We start from the raw sequence: 22,618 nt of genomic DNA, 5'->3' as shown, positions 1-22,618 counted from the left end.
ACGATCTTCATGTCCTAATGTGGGAGGATTAAGCATGAGAATATGTATCGTCACTCACCGGGTTGTCAAAGGGGAGGGTCAAGGCAGAGTCAACTATGAGATTGCAATCGAAGCGTTAAGGCAGGGTCATGAAGTTGTGATGATATCCAATGAATTAGAGCCAGAGCTGCTGGAGTACAAGGGAGCCGTGTGGATAAAGGTCTTTCCTTCGCTCAGGCTGCCTCGGCTGCTCCGATACCAGATATTTGCCTTTCAAAGTGCAGCTCACATTCGCAAGCTAAGAAAAACAAAGCAGGTTGATCTTGTTATGGTCAATGGGTTTATCACCTGGGCTAGAGGGGACATCAATTCGGTTCACTTTGTGCACAGTACATGGATAAAATCCCCCGTACATAGCTTCCGTGTACACCGCTCCTGGAAACGGTGGTATTTTGGTCTGTACACGCTGGTGAATGCATATCTGGAACGCTTCGCCTTTCGCAGAAGCGGTAAAATCATTGCAGTTTCCGAGAAAGTGAAGAAGGAATTAATTCAGTTGGGGATTGAACAGGATAAGGTGCTGGTCATTCATAATGGAGTGGATGTGCACGAGTTTCATCCCAGAGATGCCGCGCTGAAGACTCGAATAGGAGTTACCTCTGGCCGGGTTACAGGTTTGTTTGCAGGTGACATCAGCAGCCCAAGAAAAAATCTGGATACGGTGCTGAGGTCCATGGTGTCTGTTCCCGAGGTAGAGCTTGTTGTGGCGGGTTCTACGGATCGAAGTATTTATCCTGAGATGGCTAAAGCATTGAAGATTGAAGATCGGGTTCATTTTTTAGGTTATCGAAAAGATATGGGAGAGCTCATGCGTAATGTGGATCTCTTTATCTTTCCTTCGCGTTATGAAGCCTGCAGCCTGGTTGTTCTGGAGGCTCTTGCCTCAGGAATACCTGTTGTTATAACAGAGCAATCTGGCGTGACTGAAATGATAGCAGCTGTTCAAGGGGAACATCAGGCTGGATACATTATGCAAAATTCGGATGATGCTGTGGAGCTTTCAAATATATTGGCTCGATTTGTTCAAGCACCAGATGAATTGAAAAGGATGGGGGAAATCGCCCGTGAAGTAGCTCTGAATAATACTTGGACGACGATGTCCCAGAAGTATCTGCTCTCTTATGAAGAGGTGATTCGTCATGACGGCCGATTAGGGAGAGGGCAGAAGGTAAGCAGTAGTGTTGAAGTGCAGTAATGAGAGGCGGAGTATCAGATGAGCATTGCTATCTCTAAAGGACACAGACCTCAAAGTATGATTAAGACAATCCTCATGACCAGCATCATCAATATTCTGATCATGGGCATTACCACCATTACCTCGATCCTGACAGCCAGGGCATTTGGAGCAGAAGGCAAGGGAGAATTAGCTGCCATCTTATTTTGGCCAGGGTTCCTAACCAATCTGGCAACATTGGGATTACCAACGTCATTGATCTATCATATCAAAAAAAATAAAGATCTGACTCCAATGTATACCGGTATTGGTTTTATGATTCAAATTCCAGTCAGCATCATCATTGGTATTATAACCTGGTTCGGGATATCCTCCTGGTTATCCAATTATTCGGCAGATGTGATCTATATTGCGAAAGTGTACATTCTCTCTCTGACGCCTGTTTTTCTTTTGGCTGGCGTGCTGGCAGCCACTGCACAAGGAACGGAAAAATTCCATATTTTCAATCTGGCAAGACTGTTTGCGGTGTTAATTAATTTATGTGGACTGCTTTTGTTATGGCTCAGTGGGACCCTCTCTTTGGAACGGGCGATCCTCGTGAGTTTCATGTCTCATGCTGTCGTATTGGTATTTTATTGTTATACATTACGAATGCACATTTCTACACGCATGAAGCAATTCCAGATCCGATCCAAATTATACTTGTTTTCTTTTGCAGGAAGAGTAAGCGGGGTCGAGCTGTTCAATACGTTATATAACCAATTTGACAAGATCATCATTTTGGCTTTGCTAACGCCGCGTGATTTTGGTTTGTATTCTGTCGTTTATGCCCTATCCCGCATGTTTAACGTTATTCAGACGGCCATTGCCAATGTGATTTTCCCCAAAGCTGCGGGTCTCGAGAAGGAGAGGGTCTTCAGTCTTGTCGGCAGATCATTCCGAAGCAGTATGGTTCTGATGATCATTATTGTTATACCGAGCCTGTTTATTGGTCGGTATTTAATGGGACTTTTATATGGAAAAGAGTTTTTGGAAGCAAGTTTTGTCTTTTATTTGCTTTCCCTGGAGTGCATCGTTGCTGGAGGTGCCGGTATTCTGGCCTCTTCATTTAATGCACTAGGTCGACCGGAAATAATTCTTGTCGGGCAGGTTACTTCAGTGTCAGTTATGATTTTTTTGTTTTTCTATATTACTCCAACTTTAGGTTTAAACGGTGTCGGGATCACACTGCTCGTTGGTTCCATTATACGAATGTTTGTGTCCATGCTGGCTTTAAAAATGATTTGTAAAATTCCTCTGAAACAGATTATGTATGACAAGGGGGATTTTGAATTTTTACGAGAGCGTTTGTATGAGAAAAACATATTAAAGAGAAACAGAAACATCAAAAATGTCATGAAATAGAAAAAGAATGGAGTGAACACATGAGAATCGTACTTCTCTCCGGCGGATCAGGCAAAAGGTTATGGCCGTTGTCCAATGACACGAGGTCCAAGCAATTTTTGAAAGTGCTCGACGGTGAGCATGGGCAAACAGAATCCATGGTACAGCGTGTATGGAGACAGTTACAGCATACTGGACTGAGCAAACAAGCAACGATTGCAACGAGTAAACCTCAGGTGGAGATTCTGCGAAGTCAGCTCGGTTATGAAGTTGATCTGGTTGTTGAGCCTGAACGCAGAGATACGTTTCCGGCTATAGCTTTGGCTGCGGCATATCTGTACTCGGTACAGGGGGCCAGCTTGAATGAAACCGTGGCGGTACTGCCGGTGGACCCCTACGTAGAGGAATCCTTTTTTCATAAAGTGACAGAGCTGGAGGACGTGCTGCATGAATCCGGTGCAGAGCTTGCCTTGATTGGTGTGAAGCCAACCTATCCTTCAGAGAAGTACGGATACATCATTCCAGAGCAGTCTGAACCGAAACCGAATACACGTTACGCCAAAGTATCCCGTTTCCAAGAGAAACCCCGTGAAGCTGAAGCGGCAGAGATGATTCAACAATCTGCCCTTTGGAATTGCGGGGTTTTTGCATTCAAGCTGAACTATCTGATCAACCTGCTCATTTCGCTTGAGCTGCCCATTCAGTATGAGGAAATGCTTAAGCAGTATGGGAGACTGCAGAAGATCAGCTTTGATTATCAGGTGGTCGAGAAGGCGCAGTATATCGTGGTCACACCGTATGAGGGGTATTGGAAAGACCTCGGTACCTGGAACACACTTACGGACGAGATGAGCACTAATATTGTCGGTAAGGGAGTCATGACAAATAGTACGGTAAACACACATCTGATCAATGAATTGAACATCCCGGTATGTGTGCTGGGCGTATCCAATCTGATTGTAGCGACAAGTCCAGACGGCATCCTGGTCAGTGAGAAGGAGGCAAGCCCGCAGATCAAAGAGGTGCTGAAGGACAGTACAGAGCGGCCGATGTATGAGGAACGCCGCTGGGGCTGCTACAGGGTGCTTGATTATACACGCAATGATAAAGGCGAAGAGGTGTTGACCAAACGCATCATCATTGAGCCGAATAAAAACTTTTCGTACCAGTATCATCTGAAAAGGAACGAAGTATGGACCGTTGTTTCTGGCCAGGGTGAACTCATTATCAACGGTGAGCTGAGATCGCTGCATCAAGGGGATGTCGTTTCAATTCCGGCAGGTGGTAAGCACAGTGTAAAAGCATGGACAGAGCTCGAAATTATCGAGGTGCAGATGGGCAGCGAGCTGGTCGAAGAGGATATCGTGCGCATTGAGATGGAATGGGAAGATATTTTACAAAATTGCGTGAATTGGGGGAAAACAAGATGAATATTACGGTGATTGGAACAGGGTACGTTGGTCTTGTCTCAGGAGTATGCTTCTCGGAGATTGGGAATCAGGTCATCTGTGTGGATAATAACGAGTCCAAAGTAGAGATGCTTAATGAGGGCGCCGTTCCAATCTATGAACCTGGACTGAAAGAGTTGATGGTCTCCAATATGCAGGCAGGTAAATTATCGTTTACGTCCAACATCGGCGAGGCGATACAGCAGTCGGATATTATCTTTATTGCTGTAGGTACCCCTTCCCTACCAAACGGCGAGGCCAATCTGAGTTATGTTGAGCAAGTGGCGATCGAGATTGGAACGCACCTCGAAAGCTACAAAATTATCGTGACCAAAAGCACCGTTCCTGTAGGCACCAATGACCGCATTCGGGATCTTATTCGCAGCATATCTCAACAGCCCTTCGACGTGGCCTCGGTTCCCGAGTTTCTGCGTGAAGGATCAGCGATCAAGGATACACTGAACCCTGACCGGATTGTCATCGGAACCAGCAGCGACCGGGCAATTCAAACGTTAAAGAAGCTGCATCGGCCATTAACCAACAACCTGGTCATTACGGACATCCGCTCAGCCGAAATGATCAAGTACGCATCCAACGCATTTTTGGCAACCAAAATCTCGTTTATCAATGAAATTTCGAATATTTGTGAAAAGGTTGGGGCAGATGTGACCCGTGTAGCCGAGGGCATGGGGTATGACAAGCGTATCGGTTCTGCCTTCTTGAAGGCAGGCATCGGCTATGGAGGCTCCTGTTTTCCCAAAGATACGCAGGCATTAATCCAGATTGCAGGTATGGTGGACTATGATTTCAGGTTGCTGAAGTCCGTTGTAGAGGTAAATCAGGACCAGCGTATGCAGGTGATCCACAAGTTGCAGGAAGCACTGGGGTCATTGGCAGGCAAAACCATTGCAGTATGGGGACTCGCGTTCAAACCGGATACGGACGATGTGCGTGATGCACCGGCCATTGATATTATCCAACACCTGATTGATGCAGGAGCGTATGTTAAGGCCTATGACCCAATTGCAACAGATAATTTCCGTAAAGAGCTCGACACGGCTTCTATTTCGTGGCAAGACACCCCGATTCATGCTGCTCAGGGAGCCGATGCACTCTGTGTGCTGACGGAATGGAAGGAGTTTGCTCAGGTTGATCTCCAGGTGTTAGCCAAAATGATGAAGGAGCCTGTCATGATTGACGGTCGCAATGTGTACAGCGCAGAACAGATTCAAACCTCTGCCTTCCAGTATTATTCTATCGGACGTCCGGGGCTGATGAAGCTGGAGGGGAAAGCACAAGCAATCATCTAGGGCATGTCTGAGAACGCTGTACGTCAGTAGGTTTCAGACACGCCCTGGTCTGCCAGAGAATATAACGAATACGAGTGAGGAAGATCCCCATGAAAAAGTGGATGAAATGGACAGTGTGGATGGTTTCCCTGTTTATCATCGTTGTATTTGGATATGCCATATATCTCTATCAATCGGTCAAATCAACCGCAGATCAGATTTATGAGCCGCGAATCCCCGTGAAGCCTGTGTCGGTTACGGATGTTACAGGTGGTCAGCAGGTTGATTTTGAACGCAAAGAGTCCTTCAACGCACTGATCCTTGGCGTGGATGAGCGTGAACATGACCGAGGACGTTCGGATACGATGATTGTATTAAGTATAAATCCAGGGAAAAAGAAATTGCTTATGTTTAACATTCCACGAGATACCCGGACGGAAATTGTCGGGCGCAGCACCGAGGACAAGATCAATCACGCGTACGCCTTTGGAGGTGTGGATATGTCCGTGGCGACTGTGGAACAATTTCTCGGCGTACCTATTCATTATTATATGAAGGTGGATATGAAGGGTTTCTCCAAAATGATTGATCTGGTTGGCGGGGTGGATGTGAATAATCCATTTGCCTTTGACTACGAAGGGAAGCGATATGAGCAGGGGAATATTCATCTGGATGGCGCAGCAGCTCTTGGGTTCTCCAGAATGCGTTATGATGATCCCAAGGGTGACCTGGGCAGGAATGATCGTCAACGTGAGGTATTGAAGCAGATGCTGAAAAATACAATGCAATTCTCCAGTGTAGTGAACTTACAAAATGTGCTTGATGAATTAGGTACACATGTCAGGACCGACCTGACATTTGAAGAGATGAAAGAGCTGATTCTCGATTATCGGAATGATCTGGAAGAGATTGATACGGTAGAGATTAAAGGCACAGGCAAGAAGATCAACGGTATTTATTATTTTATCGTGAATCAGCAGGAAAAGGAGCGCATCCACGGGATATTGAAGCAACATCTGGAATCGTAAGGAGTTCATGTGGTATGGGCTAGCAGGGGAAGTGATGAATATTATGCTAAAGGTGAAGGAGTGGGAGACGAGGAAACGAAAGCATCAACGGAAACAACGCTCATATCGAGGTGTCTTACAGCTGCTGCTGGTTATCATCTGGATTGCAATCATCTGGTCCATGTCCGCACAATCCTACCAGCAGCAGGATATACAGCCTTGGCTACAGAAGCTATCACAGAGGATGCACATCGGGCTTATGCTGCCTGATGTGCATTTCACATATAGCGGGCATGTGTATTCATTAAAGCAGAGGCCTTATGCTTTTGTGGAGTTTTTCTTCCGAAAAACGGCACATGTATTTGTCTATGCTGTGCTTGCTGCGCTAGTATACGGCGGGCTTCGATACAAACGTGTCAATATCCAGAGGGCTATTCTGCTGGCATTGATTGTGGTTGTGCTTATCGCCTGCATTGACGAGTATATTCAGCAGTTCAGTTCAGAGCGAACAAGCTCCATCAGGGATGTCGGTGTAGACTTGCTTGGTGGCTGCTTGGGGATCGCAATCTATGCAACAATGCGGGCTTTGTTTAGGAAAAAATAGAAACGATTTCCCAGGAAATGCAGATTCCGGCTCCGTCACGCTTCTACTTGTCTGTTAACCATCATAGATATGGGGTAGCAGGAAGCAGGACAAGGGGGCTGGGAAATGCTGAGAAGAAGGAATCGAAATGTATTGCTTCAGAAAATAGGCTTTATTCTGTTTGCACTGCTTTTGCTATGGTTAATGGTCAGAAGTGTACCTGCATTGTTCCGTGCGGACGCGCCGACCGATGCGGCAGCCGTAGCAGAGCAGTTTTACAAATACGAGCAAATGGGTGATTTCGGAAGCTCATGGGAGCTGTTTCATCCTCTAATGAAGGAACGATTTCCAAAAAGTGCTTATGTGCAGAATCGGGCACATATCTTTATGCAGCATTTTGGAGTAAAAACGTTCGAATTAGAAATGGAGCCGCCGGAGCGGGAATTCGATGTTGAAATCATTCAGGGTGTGAAGCCTTTTCCAGAAGCCTATCGTATTAAAGTGACCCAAACGTATTCGGGAACATTTGGTCAATTCGATCTGGTGCAGACCTGTTATCTTGTAGAAGACGGCAAGCAATGGACACTTCTATGGTATTATCCTGAGCAGCAGGGGAGGCAAGACAAAGCTTCGGCTGTATGATAGAGAATTGTACATATTTAATTTGATATTTAATATTACATTATATGTAATGTATTTGAAGGTTGATCAAACCAATTCGTATCATCAGTCCCGAATATGACGCTATAAATGCGAGACTTTTGTCGCATTTATAGCGTTTTTTTTGAATTCCATCCTATTTGTGTGCTTAAAAAGCTTGACAATAGTCCCGGTGTCAAGTAAATTACGAATTAGGATACAAAATGTATCAATTTTCAGCGCCTAACGACAAATAACAGGGACCAAAGGCTCTCTGTGAGGGGAAGGTATTCCATTGAATGAAACGGGCCGCTTTTACTGTGTCAGTTGTGGGATGATTGTGCCGATCGCCAGTGACTTTACCGGAAAGGAAGAGGGCTATGGAGGCAATCACGTGTTTCGGACCGGATTTTACCGGAGTGAAATGCCGCTTGGATGCTGTGAAGCGTGTGTAGTTGAGTCAAAAGGTGAAGGGAAATCCCAGTTCGCAGGACAATATACTAAAGATTATGATACACTATGTTCATATGAGAAACGGGCATGAATTATGTCCGTCCATGAAGGAGAGGATGGAATGCAGCAGGAGCCGGTTGTCCGACTTCAGGGCGTCAGCAAAATCATTTCCTCCCGATCATTGGTCAGCGACCTGACCCTGGATATTTCTCCGGGGCAGGTTTTTGGTTTTTTAGGGCCTAATGGTGCGGGGAAAACAACAACGATTCGAATGATGGTAGGGTTGATGTCCATTAGTAAAGGAGATATTTTCATCTCCGGACACAGTGTGAAGAACAATTTTGAACAGGCGATATCCCAGGTCGGGGCGATTGTAGAAAATCCCGAGATGTACAAGTTTCTGACAGGATATCAGAATCTGGTACACTTTGCGCGCATGTCGCCAGGGGTTACCAAAGAGCGTATAGCAGAGACCATTGAGCGTGTAGGGCTCAGTGCTCGTATTCATGATAAGGTGAAAACCTACTCATTGGGTATGCGTCAGCGTCTTGGTGTTGCGCAGGCTATATTACATAGACCCAAGCTGCTTGTACTGGACGAGCCTACAAACGGTCTTGACCCTCAAGGAATAAGGGAGCTTAGAGACTATCTGCGGCTTCTCACTCGTGAAGAGGGCATTACCGTTTTTGTTTCCAGCCATCTATTGTCCGAGATGGAATTGATGTGTGACACCGTCGCGATCATTCAGAACGGTCAATTGATTGATGTTCGAAATCTGCGGGATGAACAAGCTACAGATGCTTTAATTGACGTTGCTTTTGAAGTTGATGATGCGGAACGTGCCGCTCAGCTTCTCGGCGGTGAGTTCGCGATTCAGGGGAATGTTATTGTTATACCGCTCTCACGGGAACAGATACCTGCAACGAACGCTAACCTGGTTCAGGCGGGGGTGCAGGTGTACAGCATTCGTAGTGTGACTCGTACGCTTGAAGATCAATTTTTGCAGGTAACTGGAGGTGGCAGCATTGGGTAATCATTTTGGAAAGCTGTTACTGAATGAAAATATGAAGGTATTTCGTCGTGTGCGTACCTGGGTCATGCTGGCTATTCTTGCACTAATCTCAATATTGATACCTGTGTTAATGCGGGAAGGCCTTGGGTCGAGCGAGGTCGTATATTGGCAACCAGCGGATACGGCGGTGCGGGTTTCATTTTTCCTCAACACCATCTTCTGTGTAGTTATTGCAGCGGAGTCAGTCGCAGGTGAGTTTACCTGGGGAACCATCAAGCTGCTGCTGATCCGTCCATGGTCGCGCAGCAAAATTCTGGCTTCCAAATATCTGACGGTGGTCGGATTTAGTATAATGAGCACACTGCTGGTCATCGGCATGGCTATGCTGACCTCATACATTCTGTTCTCTCATGACGCACCGTTAGGAAACGGCTTAACAGCGGCTAACGCGTTTACAATGTGGGGGTATCTGTATATTGATCTGTTCATTACACTAGCGATTGCCTTTATGGTATCCTCGGTATTTCGTTCGGGCGCTCTTGCCATTGGGCTGTCACTGTTTATTATGTTTACACAGAATATATTCTCACTGATCTTTAATCCAGACCGTTATGCATGGGCTAAATATGTTTTGTTCAACAACATGGATTTGAGCAAATATATGCATACTTCATCGGATATGGGGCTACTTAACGGTCCAAGTGACGGCATGACGCTAGGCTTCTCCTTGGCAGTGCTGGCCGTTTATTATGTAATCTTTATGGTTATATCCTGGGTTGTGTTCAGCAAAAGAGATGTGGCAGGTTGATCCCTGCCTCTTTTTTGTGCTCGTCTGAAGCATAGCTGTTCAATCAGCGTACATGCTGGTATTGTAAAGCTAGATATATATTATCGCCGCAGTCCAATTCATATGGCAGCGCACGGAGGGATCACACTGCTTGATAAACAACAAATTTTACCGCGTATGCACAGCCATTATTTTGCTTCTACTGATTGTGTACCTGGGGGATAAAGTCAACTTTATTTTCCGCCCTCTTACTTCGCTGATTCATATCATCATTATTCCACTGCTCATTGCAGGTTTTTTCTACTACTTGCTGCGACCGCTGGTGGATTTTATGGAGCGGCACAAGATCAAGCGTGCTCTGTCTGTTCTGATTATTTATGTAGCCGTGGGGCTCTTGATTGCAGGTTTCAGTGTTCTTGTATGGCCGTCTCTGCGGGATCAGCTGTGGAATTTCATTGAAAATGCACCTGCGCTGATGTCTTCTCTGGTAGAGCAGATCAAGGCGCTGGAGAGCAATCGCTTCCTTGCCCGATATTTACCTGAGAATTCGGATATGTTTACGAGATTCTCTCAATATTTAAGTCAGGGCATTACGCAGGTTACGGACTACGTCTCGGGTTTGTTTTCTGTAGTGTCCAATCTGGTGGTTATTTTGGCGACGTTCCCGATCATGCTGTATTACATGCTGAAGGAAGGCCATAAATTTGGTACAAATCTGACGCTGCTGCTGCCAAGACGTTACCGAAAAGACGGGGAAGAAACGGTTCATGAGATTGACGAGGCGCTAAGCAATTATATCGTAGGCCGAGTGATTGTTAATGTAGCGCTGGGTACTCTTATGTTTATCGGCTTTATCATTATAGGCTTGCCTTATGCGCTGTTGCTAACAGTTGTGTCTATTATTTTGAATTTTATTCCCTATGTTGGAGCATTGCTGGCAGCGATTCCTGTTGTGATCGTGGCTTTTATCGACTCTCCTTCGATGGCGTTATGGTCCCTGATTATTATCGTCATCGCACAGCAGATTCAGGATAATCTGATATCGCCCTATGTATATGGCAAACAGCTCGATATTCATCCGTTGACTATAGTCATTCTGCTGCTTGTAGGAGCTGATCTGGGTAACATTCTCGGCATGATTATCATTATTCCGCTGTATATGATTCTGAAGATTATATTTCGCAAAATACAGAACCGCATCGTTGAGGATAAAGCCACAGACAACTGAGTTGTTAGTCTGGTGAATCTGCAGAGCCATGCTGGTGTGGCTGCTCGATTCAACATAATAAAAGGTCTGTCCTTTCGTCGTATAAGACGATGGGACAGACCTTTATTATATATTATGCGTGAGCTTCCTTTTCGTCCTCGTCTGTGTAGTCTGACATGTTCAATGGTTCTTTAGGCACGATCGCAACCTTGTAGAAACGATTTTTATCTTTTTCCAGCAGGACAAAGGTCAGATTTTCATACTCGTACTCTTCCTGTTCATTCATCTCCGGACGGTGGCTGTAAAGCCAGCCGCCAATCGTATCCCACTCATCTGCATCGAGAGAAGACATAAACATATCATTGACCTTCGATAGTGATACCTTGCCATCCATTATGACATAGTGCTCATTAACAATCTGAATTTCTTCCTCTTCGTCTGCGTCGAATTCGTCCCGAATCTCGCCAACAATCTGCTCCAGCACGTCCTCGATGGTTACAATACCAGAGGTGCCTCCGTATTCATCCACAAGCACCGCGATATGCACGCCGTCCTTCTGCATTTTCTTGAGCAAGTCCTTGACCGGCGTGGTCTCATGAACAGCTGATACGGGTTGAATCAGGGAAGACAGGTCCACGGGTGCTGTGTTGCCATACAGCTCCAGGAAAAATTGTTTTGTATTGATAATGCCGATAATGTCGTCCTTGCTCTCGTTAACTACCGGGAAACGGGTGTACTGCTCTTCCCGAATGATCTCAAGATTTTCCTCGTTCGTTTTATTTAGATAAAGGCAGACCATATCGGTCCGTGGAACCATGATCTCTTTGGCGAGCATCTCATCAAAAGCAAAGATTCGGCTTACATAGCCAAACTCCGCCTGATTGATTTTGCCACTCTCAAAGCTTTCGTTAATGATGATCTGCAGCTCTTCTTCGGAGTGAGCATCTTCATGTTCGGAAGCTGGCTTGATGCCAAAAAGCTTGACCAATTGGTTCGCAGAGCCGTTTAATAGCCAGATAAAAGGATACATCACTCGGTTAAACAAAATGATAGGACCGGACGTCAGCAGTGCAACGGTCTCTGCTTTGCGGATCGCAATCGTTTTGGGTGCAAGCTCACCCACAACTACGTGCAAATAAGTGATCGCTACAAAAGCGATAACAAATGACAGGAAGGAAGCAAGCGCATCCGGGATATTCATGCTCTCAAACACAGGGTGCAGAATCTTCTCAACCGTTGGCTCACCGAGCCAGCCTAGTCCGAGAGACGTAATGGTAATCCCCAGCTGACAAGCAGACAGATATCCATCCAGATTAGCAACAGCCTGCTTGACCGCAAGTGCGCGTTTGTTCCCTTCAGCAATCATTTGATCAATCCGGCTCGGACGAACCCGCACCAGAGCGAACTCCACTGCCACAAAAAACGCTGATAAACCTATCAAAAATGCAACTAAAACCAAATTTAACGCATACCTCTCACTGTCCATTCACTACTCTTCTCCTTTTAAGTCATAAGTTTTAACGAGTATTATATCTAATTTTACGTAAGAAGACCACCTTTCCCGGAGAAAAGAGGAAGAGTCTGGAAGGGGGAAGCAGGCAAAACGTCGCATCCACAAGGTTTTATTGCCGATTTCAGGGGACGAGAAGGCGGGGTATGTAATTTTTTATCTAATCATCCGTTACGGATAATCCCTTCATGGGGTATGTATGATTAGCTGTATGCAATATCGTCAAAGCTGGTTAAAATGAAAGCGCGGCATGACGATCCATGAAAGGATAGCTACACAGGCCGAAAATGCTTGACGTTATGGATGAGAGGGTTTCAGAAAGTATGACATAGAGGGGGAGCCACATGTTTTGGCTGGTCATCATTTTAGTTGTATTTATTTTTCAGGCTGCCACAATTCTGTTGTTCGAATTTCGTAATCCGGCTAAAGCGGTGGCGTGGTTGTTTATATTGTTTTGCGTGCCTCTGGTCGGGTTCGTCGTGTATTATTTCGTAGCTCAGGACTATAGCAAACGAAAAAAGCTTCGCAAGGGCGGGTCACGAATCTTTCGGGAGATGCGCGAAACGATCTGGAAGCAGGCACACATTGTCGATGATATTGCCCAGATGCCTGGAGACAGGTATGACCATCAGCATCGACTGTTTAATCTGCTCTCTCATCTGTCCGAGAGCCCCATTACAGGCTGTAATCGGAGTAAAGTGCTAACTAATGGCGAAGAGGCATTTGCAGCCATGTTAAGGGAGATGGAGAAGGCTGAGCATCATCTGCATGTCGAGTTTTATATTTTCCGAGATGATGTCATCGGGACCCGCTTTCAAGATGTGATGATTCGCAAAGCGCAGGAGGGGGTCAAGGTGCGATTCATCTGCGATGGACTCGGCAGCCACAACATGAGCTGGAGTTTTATTCGCAAGCTTTATGACGCAGGTGTGGAGTTTCATTTTTTCCTGCCACCGCTCATTGCAACGATTGATCGCCGGGTTAATTACCGTAACCACCGTAAAATTGTGGTGGTGGATGGCAAGGTGGGTTTTGTTGGCGGGATTAACGTGGGAGATGACTATTTGGGGCAATATCCGAAGGTGGGCTTCTGGAGAGATACCCATGTACAGATTGAAGGAGATGCAGTTTATTTCCTGCAAAGCACGTTTCTTAATGACTGGAAGCTGGCCTCGGGAAAACGAATTACGGAGCCGCAGCTTGCAGAATTGTTTCCGCCGCATATTTGCAGTGGAGGAGAGCGTATCCAGATTCTGGCGAGTGGACCCGATCAGGATTGGGATGCGATTCAGGAAATGTGTTTTGGGGCGATATCGGTTGCTTGTGAGCGAATCTACATTACGACGCCGTACTTCATTCCTGACCCTGCTCTGTATGAGGCTCTCAAAACGGCTGCGGTCAGCGGGGTGGATGTACGCATTATTATTCCATACGAATCGGATTCGAAGCTGGTGCACCTGGCATCACTATCCTACCTTGAAGAGCTGCTGCGAGCCGGGGTAAAGTTCTATCAATACAGAAAGGGCTTTGTTCATGCCAAAGTGATGATTGTGGATGAGCTGCTGGCCACGGTAGGTACAGCGAACATGGATATGCGCAGCTTCTTCTGTAACTTTGAATTAACGGCTGTATTGTTCGAAAGCTCTTCGATTCATCGTCTGCTTGAGGATTTTGAACGTGATTTGGAGGAATGCAGTCAGATTGATACACAACAATTTCAACATCGCTCACGCTGGCAAAAAGGGGCTGAAATGCTTTCTCGCATGCTTTCTCCGCTTCTTTAGCCGATTTAGGGCAGATTTCCGAAGATAAATTCACTTTTTGAGAATTTATCTTCTTTTTGCTAACTATTTTGCTCTAGTTTGATCTTTTATGATATAATAGTTATATAAATCATGTCTTGGCGAAGGAGGGGAGTCTGCGGGAAAACAGGCTCCCTTTTGCTCTCTTTTGGAAGTGTGATCCGGCAAGAAGTACATCTTGAATCTATTTTATATCGCCTTTAGATGCCCCGTTTGGCTGTTGGGTTAGAGTACATGCAGAATCAAGCGCTGCTCGTTTTCTACATGGAATTACCCCGTGGAGTCATTTAATGGATATATAAAATGGATTCACATTCTGATTTTACGGGGGGGATACCATGTCCAATGTAACGGTGAAAGAATTAACAGCCAAGCAAGCTGACCGCGGCGTCAGAAGCTCGGTGTTCACGCTGAAGTTTTTGCAGCGTATCGTCATGATCCTGGTTGGTGCTGCGCTCATGGCTGTATCGCTTGAAGTATTCCTTGTGCCAAATGGCGTTATTGATGGTGGCATCACGGGCATCTCGATTATGGTGTCAGAGCTTACCCATCTGCCGCTGGGGATATTTCTGACACTGCTCAATCTGCCGTTTCTGATTCTGGGTTACAAGCAGATCGGCAAGACGTTTGCGCTATCCACATTACTCGGGATTGTTGTGATGTCCATCGGGACATCTCTACTCCACGATGTTCCGGCACTTACACCGGGTGAGCCGCTTCTCGGCGCTGTATTTGGTGGATTGATTCTGGGTGTAGGGGTAGGCCTTGTGATTCGTTCTGGCGGTTCACTTGACGGCACGGAGATTGTAGCAATTCTGTTCAGTGAGAAGTCACCGCTGTCTGTCGGACAGATCGTTCTGATTATTAACGTATTTATCTTTGCGGGTGCCGGATTTGTATTCGGCTGGCCGAACGCTTTGTATTCCATGATTGCTTATTATATTGCGATGAAGATGATTGATATCGTGAATGAGGGGCTGGATCAGTCCAAGTCGGTATGGATCATTAGTGAGAAATATCGTGACATTGGTTCGGCATTGACGGATCGTTTGGGACGTGGAGTAACGTATCTGGACGGAGAGGGTGGTTTCAGCGGAGATGAGAAGAAAATTATCTTTGTTGTCATTACTCGTCTGGAAGAAGCCAAGCTGAAGACCATTGTTGAGGATTGGGACCCGCAGGCTTTCGTAGCGATCGGTAACATTCACGATGTGAAGGGCGGACGTTTCAAGAAAAAAAGGTATCCACTAGAGATTCCTTTCTTGGTCATCATGATTCATATGTGTATGCAAATAGCCGGTATCCTGAGTGACAGGGTATCGGCTATTTTTTCTTCAGATGTTTCAGAATCAGCTCCACCCGCTGCGGAGGAACAGTTGCGATCAGATCGCCAACAAGGTCCAGACGTTCAATAATATTCATCAAGTGATAATCCTGAATGGAGACATCACGGCGTACCTCATCCCAGGTCAGCGGGGTGGAGACGGTCCCTCCTGGCTTGGCACGAGGTGTGTAGGGGGAGGCGAGCGTTTTGCCACCGTAATGCTGCAGATAATCAAAATAGATTCGATTTCCGCGCTCCTTTTTCAGCCGTTCCAGTGTAAATAATTCCGGATGCTTTTGTGTGACATACTTGCCGACAAAGTAACCGATATCTCGCAATTCATCAAATGTTACGCCGGGGGTAACGGGCACAATGATCTGAACGCCTGTGGCACCGGATGTTTTCGGAATGGATTGCAGTCCGAGCGAGGATAATGTCTCGCCTACAATGAATGCGGCCTGCATGATTCGGGGCTCGTGCTCCACGGAAGGGTCCAGATCAATCATCCACTCACATGGAAGTGCGCTGTTGATGGCATGTAGTGAAGGGTGGAATTCAAGAGCAGCCAGGTTTCCGAGCCAGAGCAGCTGAGGCAGCTCATTCATGACGATGTATCGGATGCCTTCATAGTTCTGCGTGTGCACAAAATCAGGAACAGGCTCAGGTGCGTTCTTTTGATAGAAGAACGTTCCTCCCACGCCATGTGGATATCGAATGGTTGTCAGCAAGCGGTTGCGTGTATATGTCAGCAGATACGGAGCCAGCGCGGCCAGCTTTTGCAGATAGATGGCTTTGGTAACGCCAGCTTCCGGCCATAACAGCTTGTCTGGATTGGTGACGGTGAGTTCCACGCCCTCAACCATAATGGAGCCTGTAACTTTTTGTGGCATAGAAGCACCTCCTGTTTATTGAGCGATTCGTAAATGAACAAAGTGAACGTACAGAGGTCAGAGCTGCTGGGCGGACTACCTCCGATAGCTTAATGTTCGAGCTGGCTTATCGGGCAATCTTCAGGATTCACGTCGGCAAAGGTCTGAATGCTGGGATGTCGCAGTGTACGATGATGAGTCAGCTCCATATACTGCACCTTGAGGCCAAGCCGAGGTGTAATCCAGGTTGTCTCTGCACTGCGTTCAGGAGTGTTGTAGAAGGGCCTGTCATTTGTAATGAGCGGCTGGATCTGTGCTGTGAGCTCGCGCCAGCTGGTGGAGTTCAGCTTGCCCGTTCCAACATGACCGATATAGATAAAACGAGGTCCATCATATACACCAACAGCCACGGCATTGACAATTCCGCTGCGATACGTCACCCCTCCGATCATGGCGTAGAGGTCATGCATGATTTTGACCTTCTGCCAGCGTGCATCTTTTCCATGAATTCCGTAGGTGCTGTTGAGGTCCTTCATCACGATGCCCTCCATCTGATGTTGCCTCATGACCGTGAGCAGGGCAGCGGCATCCGGTGAGTTCGTCACTTCCTGCACATGTTTGCCTGTACAGAGCACCTCATGCAGCAATTTCTGACGTGAAGCCAGCGGCTGATCTGTAACCCATTTCCCATCATGAAAGAGAATATCAAACACCATATAAGTGATCGGAATCTGATGCACGGCTTGTGTAATTCCATCCGGCTTGCTCATGCGATCCCGACGAAGCACATGATAAAAGGAAGGCCGTCCTGTATTTGGATCTAGCGCTATAATCTCTCCGTCGAGAATATAAGAGGAGGCGGAGCACAGGCTGCGCGGCTGTACCAGTTCGGGATATTGCACTGTTCGGTTATGTAATCTCCGATTCACCAGCTGCAGCTTCTGTCCGTTCTCATAGGCCAGCATACGTACACCATCCCACTTAATCTGAGCAACCCACTGTGAACCTGAAGGCAGTATGTCTCGAGATACTGGTTCAAACGGAATAATGGGTTTCAACATGACTACTCCTTTCCTTAACGGCTGCCTGATTAGAGTCAAACGTGAGTACGTGGAGGGGTTAATGTTTTTGCGGGCGAAGTTTCATATGATGGATCAGCAACAGCAGCAATGGCAGAAAAATTCCGCAGGTCAGGTCCCAGTCAATCCAGTACGGAATGATCACTTTCAGATAGAAGGTTTCATTTGGTGAAATCAGTATAGAGAGGGCTAATATAAGCAGTGAACTTGGCAGAATCAAAATCCGGTAGCTGCACAATCGAAACAGATGAGCCAAGCCTAGTGCAAAGCTGTAAAAGAAGAGCACTGATTTGAAAAAAACAGCGATGACCCAGACGGAAGCCATAATGGCTTCAATCCGTTGCAGAAAATTTCCGATGTTAATCATTCGGGACAGATTGAAGGAGGTAAACCAGTTATGCTGTGTCATAAATGGCCCCATGACGAGCAGACATATACTTAATGTTAGCGTTAGCAATAAACCGCCAATCATACCCATGAGCAGAAAATCTCTTTTCAGATGGGGTCTACGCTCGGTGTAGGGCAAGATCATCATGAAAATGCACATTTCACAGTACGGATAGGTTAACACGGCAATAAAACCTTTGAAGGGGCTAAGAAGACCCTGTCCAAGAACGGGCTTCACGTTCTCAAGTTCTGCTTTGGGCAACAGGCAGAGCACTAGAATGATCAAGAATAGAACGACCAGAGGTAAAAAAGCTTCTCCTGTTCTGCCGATGTTAGACAGCCCCGAATGCAGCCCCCATGCGAGCGCGAAGATAAACGTTAGATGCAGCGCCCATAACGGTGAATTTTTCAATATTTCTGACCCCACAAAATCGCCCATTTCACGGATAAAAGTTGATGAGCTGATCAGAAAATAAAAAAGATAGAACACACTAACGCTTGCTCCAATCCATGGACCCAAAATTCGAAGCACATGTTCAATCAGATTCAGTCGCGGGTTGATATTATAGACAGCCAGCATGATCATGAGCACGCCAGTTCCTCCTGCAACGCCAACTAAAGAGGATATCCAGGCATCTTGCTGGGCATAAGATGTGATCATGGAAGGGAAGACAAGAATCTGCTCCCCAATTGTGCAAAGGAACATGAGCGAAGCGAGCTGCCTGACGGTCAAACGTCCCTTTTCAATCATTCGAAAAATCTCCTTCATCGATCATGGTCTGGAGGTTAGGATGTGCCAATATTTTGATTTTTATCAATTGCATAGAAAAAAGCCTGATCCGCTCATTCTCTGCATAATGCTTGTTAGAGATGAGGGTCAGGCTTGTTTGGCTGTAACCTGTGGTGACAGGAAACAGGTTTAGAATAAAGCAGATGTCAGTAACGAGCAGGAGATTGCGTATATAGATGTCGCTGTCTGCCTTGATTACGGCGATGAAACGTGTGCCTTGCGTAGTAGCAGGTCGCAGCTTACGCTTCAGCAATCAGGCGAATGCGGATATTCTGTGGATCAGTTGCATACCAGGTTTCACCGTCACGGCTAATCTCAACGCCTGATGCAAGCAAACGCTGTGCTGCTTGCTCAGCTTCATGGGCATGGGCGTAAACAATGGTGAAATAGTCGATGCCTGTAGCGTTGACAGGATTAATCGGAGCATTCACCCCTGCCCAGATGTTCAGCCCGAGATGGTGATGGTAACCGCCCGCAGATATGAATAATGCAGACATGTTGGCGAAGTTGCCTACAACATCAAATCCCAGAACGCCTGAATAGAAGCTGCGTGCTTCTTCCAGACTGCGAACGTGAAAATGAACATGACCAATCACCGTGCCAGCAGGCAGGCCACTCCAGATTGCGTCTGCTGAAAGATCAAACAGACTTTGTACATCGACGGGATCACTGGCCATGATGTAATTATTATCTGCATCACGTCTCCACGTGTCACGTGGGCGGTCGGTGTAGATTTCAATTCCGTTCAGGTCAGGATCGGAAATATAGAAGGCTTCACTCACCAGATGATCTCCTTGACCAATGTCTATGCCTGAAGCTACGAGGTTACGAACCGCAAGTCCAAGCGACTTGCGGTCAGGCAGAAGAATGGCAAAGTGATACAGGCCGGCATGAGTGCGTTCAGGCAAAGTGATGCTGTTGCTCACCTCTTCAAGGCGTAGAAGAGAATGATGTCCGTCTGCGGTCATCGTTGCGATTTGATCTTGTCTTGTCAGCAGCTTTAAGCCGACAACGTCCGTATAAAACTGGATGGAACGCTCCAGATTGCTAATTTTCAGACTGACTTCACCCAGATGGGTGGTTGCTGGAATTTGATAAGTGGCGCTCATAATAATTCCTCCCGGAATGTTTAGTTGGATTAATGTAATGCGGAATCAAGCAAGCATGAAGTGAAAATCGAGCTAATGAGTATAAAGCAGCCAAGTAAATAACAAGAAAACGCTGAAATCAAGCTATATAAATATAAATAAGTTACTTTTTATAAGTTAATATAAAATATAAACTTGTTTTCGTCAACGTAATTTTCACAACAGTGTTAAATTAACGATTTGTGTTTGTTTATTATGATGCGAAGCAGTAACACAAAAAAAAGCTCATCAGCTACGGGGCCGACAAACTTAGTCACGAATGGAAGGAAGCGAAAGTCCCATGTTTTTTTGTTGAGTTAAACGTATCAAGGCTACCGACCCAAGCCTGCTTATGAATAGAGGGGATTATGTTTTTGGCTTGGAGGATGCCTTCTTGCGTTTGGGTGTGACAGCTGCATCGTTTTCTCCCCCGGCAGCGGCTTGAGTGGCTGTTTTACGCGGAGTGCGTTTTTTTGGCTTGGCCGTCGTTGTACCAGGGTCTGCAGCAATGGGCTTAACTGCTTCGATACTGGCTTGAAGGGCAGCCATCAGATCCATGACATTTGCTTCAGGTTTTGCAGGTGCAATCTTAATCTCTTCTCCAGCAACCTTATGCTGAATAAGATCAAGCAGCTTTGTTCGGTAATCATCATTGTATTTGTCAGGCTCAAATGGTGTGGATAACTGGTCGATTAACAGCTTGGCCATGGTCAGTTCCTTTTCATTGACATTCTGAACTTCAGGAAGGTTGGGGACCTGGGATACCGGGCGAATCTCGTCCGGGTAGAATATAGTTTCCATCGCCAAACAGTTCTCCAGCACACGAATGGCGGCGAGACTGCTTTTGGAGCGAATCGAGACCTTGGCAATGCCGATTTTACCTGTGTCTCGCATGGCGTTCATCAGCAGCTGATAAGCGTTGCTTCCAGCCTGATCAGGAGAAAGATAATAGGTTTTCTGAAAATAGATGGGGTCAATTTCAGTTAAGTCTACAAAATCCAGAATGGTTATGGTTTTGCTGCTGGACTCATTTAATGCTTCCAGTTCTTCTTTTTCGAACAGAACAAATTTACCCTTTTCATATTCATAGCCTTTGGTGATCTCTTCCCACTGGACATCCACCTCACAGGAGGGGCACTGGCGAACATAAGCGAGCGGACTGCCGCAGACCTTGTGAATATATCGCATGGAGATATCCTTGTCCTCGGTGGCTGAGAACATTTTAACCGGGACATGAACGAGACCGAAACTGATGGCGCCTTTCCAGACTGTATGCATAATGACACTCCTTTCAAATTTCTGTTTGATCATAGTATGGTCAGCTGAGATAAGGGATAGTCCTGTGTTCGCGGATTGTATGGTTCTGCACGAGTCGGGGATGATAACAGAAGCCAGTCTCATAACAGAAACCAATCTGGGGAGGTGCCATATGAAGGACAGGCGAGATGAGGAAGAGGCGCACAAGCATGCATTTACACCTTATCCTCTACAGGATGCCGAAAGTGCAGAGGAGTTCTATACCCCTGCAGCGGCGGTGAACTGGGAAGCAGTCACGGCGGAGGAATTGCCGCTGGATCGGGAATCGTTCATGCTCGACATTGATCGGATGGTCAATGAGGGGTTAGGCGGAGGTCAGGTCACGGAGGATAATGGCTATATTGGCGAAAGTACGACGGATACGATGGTTCAGGAGGCTCATGACGAAGACCCGGAAGGAGACTACGAATAATATGATGGATGCCAAGCGAGCTAAAGCGATTTATGCTTCCAAGGATACGATTGCAGTGACGCTTGAGGGAGAGCCTGTCTGGATTGAAAATGTAGATGAGGCGAATGGGATGGCCACCGTTCAGGTAGGCAGCAGACCAGGGAATACGCAAACTGTGCGGGTGGATCGACTGGAGGAATAGAGGAATAGAGGGGGTTGGGCGAAGCTGTGTGATATCAGGTATACATGTCACAGGGATACCGGTAAATTGATATACCCTGATTATCTATCCGATTGATCCAGCTTCAAGCTTAACTTGAAACAACCGGTACCTGAGTGGTGCCGGTTGTTTTGTTATGTTTTTTTGCATGATAAGAACGATGAAGAATGGGTATGAGGTCTAGGGTTTCCAGCAACTCCCTTTGATGTTGCGGGCGAGGAAAGGGACCGATATAATAAGGGTCAAAGTGAACTCAGGCGGGAAACCGTCAAAGGTGGGGCATATATTGAATCAAACGCATGAGCAGTGGGTATACCACTCGCATAACCTTGCAGATACAGAAGCGCTTGCGTCCGCACTTGCAGTGCAGGCACACGCGGGAATGGTGATTGCACTGGATGGTGATTTGGGCGCGGGTAAAACGGCATTTTCACAGAAGTTTGCTTGGCATTTGGGCGTAAGGGATGTCGTAAGCAGTCCAACGTTCACGCTGATTAAGGAATACGAGGGGCGTCTACCGTTGTATCACATGGATGTGTATCGCATATCCCTTGAAGAAGCGGACGAGCTCGGACTTGAAGAATATTTTTACGGGGCAGGCGTCAGTCTGGTAGAATGGTCCAGCATCATTCCCGAACTGCTGCCACAGGAGCATCTTCATGTGCAGATCGAGACAACGGGCCCGGAGGATCGAATGATTACACTGGATGGGTATGGTGAGGCATATGCCGCATTGTGTCGACAGTTCAGACAGAACGGAGTTATCGCATGAATGGAGATT

Annotated in this window: 21 protein-coding genes and 1 pseudogene; 15 read left to right on the top strand and 7 right to left on the bottom strand. The window is 46.5% G+C overall.

The features are described from left to right. Nucleotides 1–34: 34 nt before the first annotated feature. From DFQ00_RS14090 to DFQ00_RS14040, 10 genes are all read left to right on the top strand, one after another. Entirely contained in the window at nt 35–1,234 is a 1,200-nt protein-coding gene (locus tag DFQ00_RS14090; protein ID WP_167433726.1) for a glycosyltransferase family 4 protein, read from the top strand. 18 nt (nt 1,235–1,252) lie between these two features. Next, complete coding sequence (locus DFQ00_RS14085; protein ID WP_110897123.1) at nt 1,253–2,617, top strand: oligosaccharide flippase family protein; 1,365 nt, start codon at nt 1,253–1,255, stop codon at nt 2,615–2,617. Nucleotides 2,618–2,637: 20 nt separating this feature from the next. Next, nucleotides 2,638–4,026 carry a sugar phosphate nucleotidyltransferase gene (locus DFQ00_RS14080; RefSeq protein WP_110897122.1) on the top strand — a complete coding sequence of 463 codons (1,389 nt, stop codon included), beginning with the start codon at nt 2,638–2,640 and terminating at the stop codon, nt 4,024–4,026. Next, entirely contained in the window at nt 4,023–5,354 is a 1,332-nt protein-coding gene (locus DFQ00_RS14075; RefSeq protein ID WP_110897121.1) for a UDP-glucose dehydrogenase family protein, read from the top strand. Before DFQ00_RS14080 ends, DFQ00_RS14075 begins: the two co-directional genes overlap by 4 nt. A gap of 89 nt (nt 5,355–5,443) precedes the next feature. After that, on the top strand, nt 5,444–6,361 hold the full coding sequence (locus DFQ00_RS14070) for an LCP family glycopolymer transferase (RefSeq protein ID WP_110897120.1): 918 nt from the start codon (nt 5,444–5,446) through the stop codon (nt 6,359–6,361). Between the two features lie 34 nt (nt 6,362–6,395). Further along, on the top strand, nt 6,396–6,944 hold the full coding sequence (locus DFQ00_RS14065) for a VanZ family protein (RefSeq protein WP_167433725.1): 549 nt from the start codon (nt 6,396–6,398) through the stop codon (nt 6,942–6,944). 105 nt (nt 6,945–7,049) lie between these two features. After that, entirely contained in the window at nt 7,050–7,565 is a 516-nt protein-coding gene (locus DFQ00_RS14060) for a hypothetical protein (protein WP_110897118.1), read from the top strand. Nucleotides 7,566–8,136: 571 nt separating this feature from the next. Further along, on the top strand, nt 8,137–9,048 hold the full coding sequence (locus DFQ00_RS14050; protein ID WP_110897116.1) for an ABC transporter ATP-binding protein: 912 nt from the start codon (nt 8,137–8,139) through the stop codon (nt 9,046–9,048). Nucleotides 9,049–9,079: 31 nt separating this feature from the next. Beyond that, nucleotides 9,080–9,835, top strand: a complete 756-nt coding sequence (locus DFQ00_RS14045; protein ID WP_425271026.1) for an ABC transporter permease — start codon at nt 9,080–9,082, stop codon at nt 9,833–9,835. A gap of 130 nt (nt 9,836–9,965) precedes the next feature. After that, nucleotides 9,966–11,042 (top strand): AI-2E family transporter, encoded by a 1,077-nt coding sequence (locus DFQ00_RS14040; RefSeq protein ID WP_110897114.1) that lies wholly within the window; start codon nt 9,966–9,968, stop codon nt 11,040–11,042. Nucleotides 11,043–11,154: 112 nt separating this feature from the next. Here DFQ00_RS14040 and DFQ00_RS14035 read toward each other — a convergent pair whose 3' ends face one another. Continuing rightward, entirely contained in the window at nt 11,155–12,507 is a 1,353-nt protein-coding gene (locus DFQ00_RS14035; protein WP_110897113.1) for a hemolysin family protein, read from the bottom strand. A gap of 368 nt (nt 12,508–12,875) precedes the next feature. Here DFQ00_RS14035 and cls point away from each other — a divergent pair, with 368 nt between their 5' ends. Further along, nucleotides 12,876–14,315 (top strand): cardiolipin synthase, encoded by a 1,440-nt coding sequence (gene cls, locus DFQ00_RS14030; RefSeq protein ID WP_110897112.1) that lies wholly within the window; start codon nt 12,876–12,878, stop codon nt 14,313–14,315. 356 nt (nt 14,316–14,671) lie between these two features. Then, nucleotides 14,672–15,571 (top strand): annotated as a pseudogene (locus DFQ00_RS14025) (YitT family protein); the annotation flags it as partial. 85 nt (nt 15,572–15,656) lie between these two features. Here DFQ00_RS14025 and ligD read toward each other — a convergent pair. The 6 genes from ligD to ku form a co-directional block, all read right to left on the bottom strand. After that, the gene (ligD, locus tag DFQ00_RS14020; protein ID WP_110897111.1) at nt 15,657–16,547 is read right to left on the bottom strand and encodes a non-homologous end-joining DNA ligase; all 891 of its coding nucleotides are present in this window, start codon (nt 16,545–16,547) and stop codon (nt 15,657–15,659) included. Nucleotides 16,548–16,636: 89 nt separating this feature from the next. Continuing rightward, nucleotides 16,637–17,587 (bottom strand): ATP-dependent DNA ligase, encoded by a 951-nt coding sequence (locus DFQ00_RS14015; RefSeq protein WP_110897110.1) that lies wholly within the window; start codon nt 17,585–17,587, stop codon nt 16,637–16,639. A gap of 58 nt (nt 17,588–17,645) precedes the next feature. After that, nucleotides 17,646–18,743 carry a GerAB/ArcD/ProY family transporter gene (locus tag DFQ00_RS14010; RefSeq protein ID WP_167433724.1) on the bottom strand — a complete coding sequence of 366 codons (1,098 nt, stop codon included), beginning with the start codon at nt 18,741–18,743 and terminating at the stop codon, nt 17,646–17,648. Then, the gene (locus DFQ00_RS29520; RefSeq protein WP_146236172.1) at nt 18,736–19,035 is read right to left on the bottom strand and encodes a hypothetical protein; all 300 of its coding nucleotides are present in this window, start codon (nt 19,033–19,035) and stop codon (nt 18,736–18,738) included. Before DFQ00_RS29520 ends, DFQ00_RS14010 begins: the two co-directional genes overlap by 8 nt. Further along, entirely contained in the window at nt 19,022–19,891 is an 870-nt protein-coding gene (locus tag DFQ00_RS14005) for a VOC family protein (RefSeq protein WP_110897108.1), read from the bottom strand. The genes DFQ00_RS29520 and DFQ00_RS14005 overlap by 14 nt, the downstream gene beginning before the upstream one ends. Nucleotides 19,892–20,275: 384 nt before the next feature. Beyond that, nucleotides 20,276–21,187: a non-homologous end joining protein Ku gene (gene ku / locus DFQ00_RS14000; protein ID WP_110897107.1), complete on the bottom strand. Its 912-nt coding sequence runs from the start codon at nt 21,185–21,187 to the stop codon at nt 20,276–20,278. Between the two features lie 151 nt (nt 21,188–21,338). Here ku and DFQ00_RS13995 point away from each other — a divergent pair, with 151 nt between their 5' ends. The 3 genes from DFQ00_RS13995 to tsaE all read left to right on the top strand — a co-directional run bounded on the left by DFQ00_RS13995 (nt 21,339) and on the right by tsaE (nt 22,609). Further along, nucleotides 21,339–21,638: a hypothetical protein gene (locus DFQ00_RS13995; RefSeq protein ID WP_244213843.1), complete on the top strand. Its 300-nt coding sequence runs from the start codon at nt 21,339–21,341 to the stop codon at nt 21,636–21,638. Between the two features lie 4 nt (nt 21,639–21,642). Beyond that, the gene (locus DFQ00_RS13990; protein ID WP_110897290.1) at nt 21,643–21,819 is read left to right on the top strand and encodes an H-type small acid-soluble spore protein; all 177 of its coding nucleotides are present in this window, start codon (nt 21,643–21,645) and stop codon (nt 21,817–21,819) included. Between the two features lie 304 nt (nt 21,820–22,123). Further along, complete coding sequence (tsaE, locus tag DFQ00_RS13985) at nt 22,124–22,609, top strand: tRNA (adenosine(37)-N6)-threonylcarbamoyltransferase complex ATPase subunit type 1 TsaE (protein WP_110897106.1); 486 nt, start codon at nt 22,124–22,126, stop codon at nt 22,607–22,609. Nucleotides 22,610–22,618: the final 9 nt, after the last annotated feature.

Origin of the sequence: Paenibacillus barcinonensis (assembly GCF_003217495.1) — a bacterium.
Lineage (GTDB): Bacteria > Bacillota > Bacilli > Paenibacillales > Paenibacillaceae > Paenibacillus > Paenibacillus barcinonensis.
The sequence above is the reverse complement of the archived record's forward strand: the minus strand, read 5'-3'. Positions and strand labels throughout refer to the sequence as shown.

Bases quoted from the DNA above. Each gene is read 5' to 3' on its own strand.
- DFQ00_RS14090 (WP_167433726.1), top strand. From the start codon at position 35: ATGAGAATATGTATCGTCACTCACCGGGTTGTCAAAGGGGAGGGTCAA.
- DFQ00_RS14085 (WP_110897123.1), top strand. From the start codon at position 1,253: ATGAGCATTGCTATCTCTAAAGGACACAGACCTCAAAGTATGATTAAG.
- DFQ00_RS14080 (WP_110897122.1), top strand. From the start codon at position 2,638: ATGAGAATCGTACTTCTCTCCGGCGGATCAGGCAAAAGGTTATGGCCG.
- DFQ00_RS14075 (WP_110897121.1), top strand. From the start codon at position 4,023: ATGAATATTACGGTGATTGGAACAGGGTACGTTGGTCTTGTCTCAGGA.
- DFQ00_RS14070 (WP_110897120.1), top strand. From the start codon at position 5,444: ATGAAAAAGTGGATGAAATGGACAGTGTGGATGGTTTCCCTGTTTATC.
- DFQ00_RS14065 (WP_167433725.1), top strand. From the start codon at position 6,396: ATGAATATTATGCTAAAGGTGAAGGAGTGGGAGACGAGGAAACGAAAG.
- DFQ00_RS14060 (WP_110897118.1), top strand. From the start codon at position 7,050: ATGCTGAGAAGAAGGAATCGAAATGTATTGCTTCAGAAAATAGGCTTT.
- DFQ00_RS14050 (WP_110897116.1), top strand. From the start codon at position 8,137: ATGCAGCAGGAGCCGGTTGTCCGACTTCAGGGCGTCAGCAAAATCATT.
- DFQ00_RS14045 (WP_425271026.1), top strand. From the start codon at position 9,080: ATGAAGGTATTTCGTCGTGTGCGTACCTGGGTCATGCTGGCTATTCTT.
- DFQ00_RS14035 (WP_110897113.1), bottom strand. From the start codon at position 12,507: ATGGACAGTGAGAGGTATGCGTTAAATTTGGTTTTAGTTGCATTTTTG.
- cls (WP_110897112.1), top strand. From the start codon at position 12,876: ATGTTTTGGCTGGTCATCATTTTAGTTGTATTTATTTTTCAGGCTGCC.
- ligD (WP_110897111.1), bottom strand. From the start codon at position 16,547: ATGCCACAAAAAGTTACAGGCTCCATTATGGTTGAGGGCGTGGAACTC.
- DFQ00_RS14015 (WP_110897110.1), bottom strand. From the start codon at position 17,587: ATGTTGAAACCCATTATTCCGTTTGAACCAGTATCTCGAGACATACTG.
- DFQ00_RS14010 (WP_167433724.1), bottom strand. From the start codon at position 18,743: ATGATTGAAAAGGGACGTTTGACCGTCAGGCAGCTCGCTTCGCTCATG.
- DFQ00_RS14005 (WP_110897108.1), bottom strand. From the start codon at position 19,891: ATGAGCGCCACTTATCAAATTCCAGCAACCACCCATCTGGGTGAAGTC.
- ku (WP_110897107.1), bottom strand. From the start codon at position 21,187: ATGCATACAGTCTGGAAAGGCGCCATCAGTTTCGGTCTCGTTCATGTC.
- DFQ00_RS13995 (WP_244213843.1), top strand. From the start codon at position 21,339: ATGAAGGACAGGCGAGATGAGGAAGAGGCGCACAAGCATGCATTTACA.
- DFQ00_RS13990 (WP_110897290.1), top strand. From the start codon at position 21,643: ATGGATGCCAAGCGAGCTAAAGCGATTTATGCTTCCAAGGATACGATT.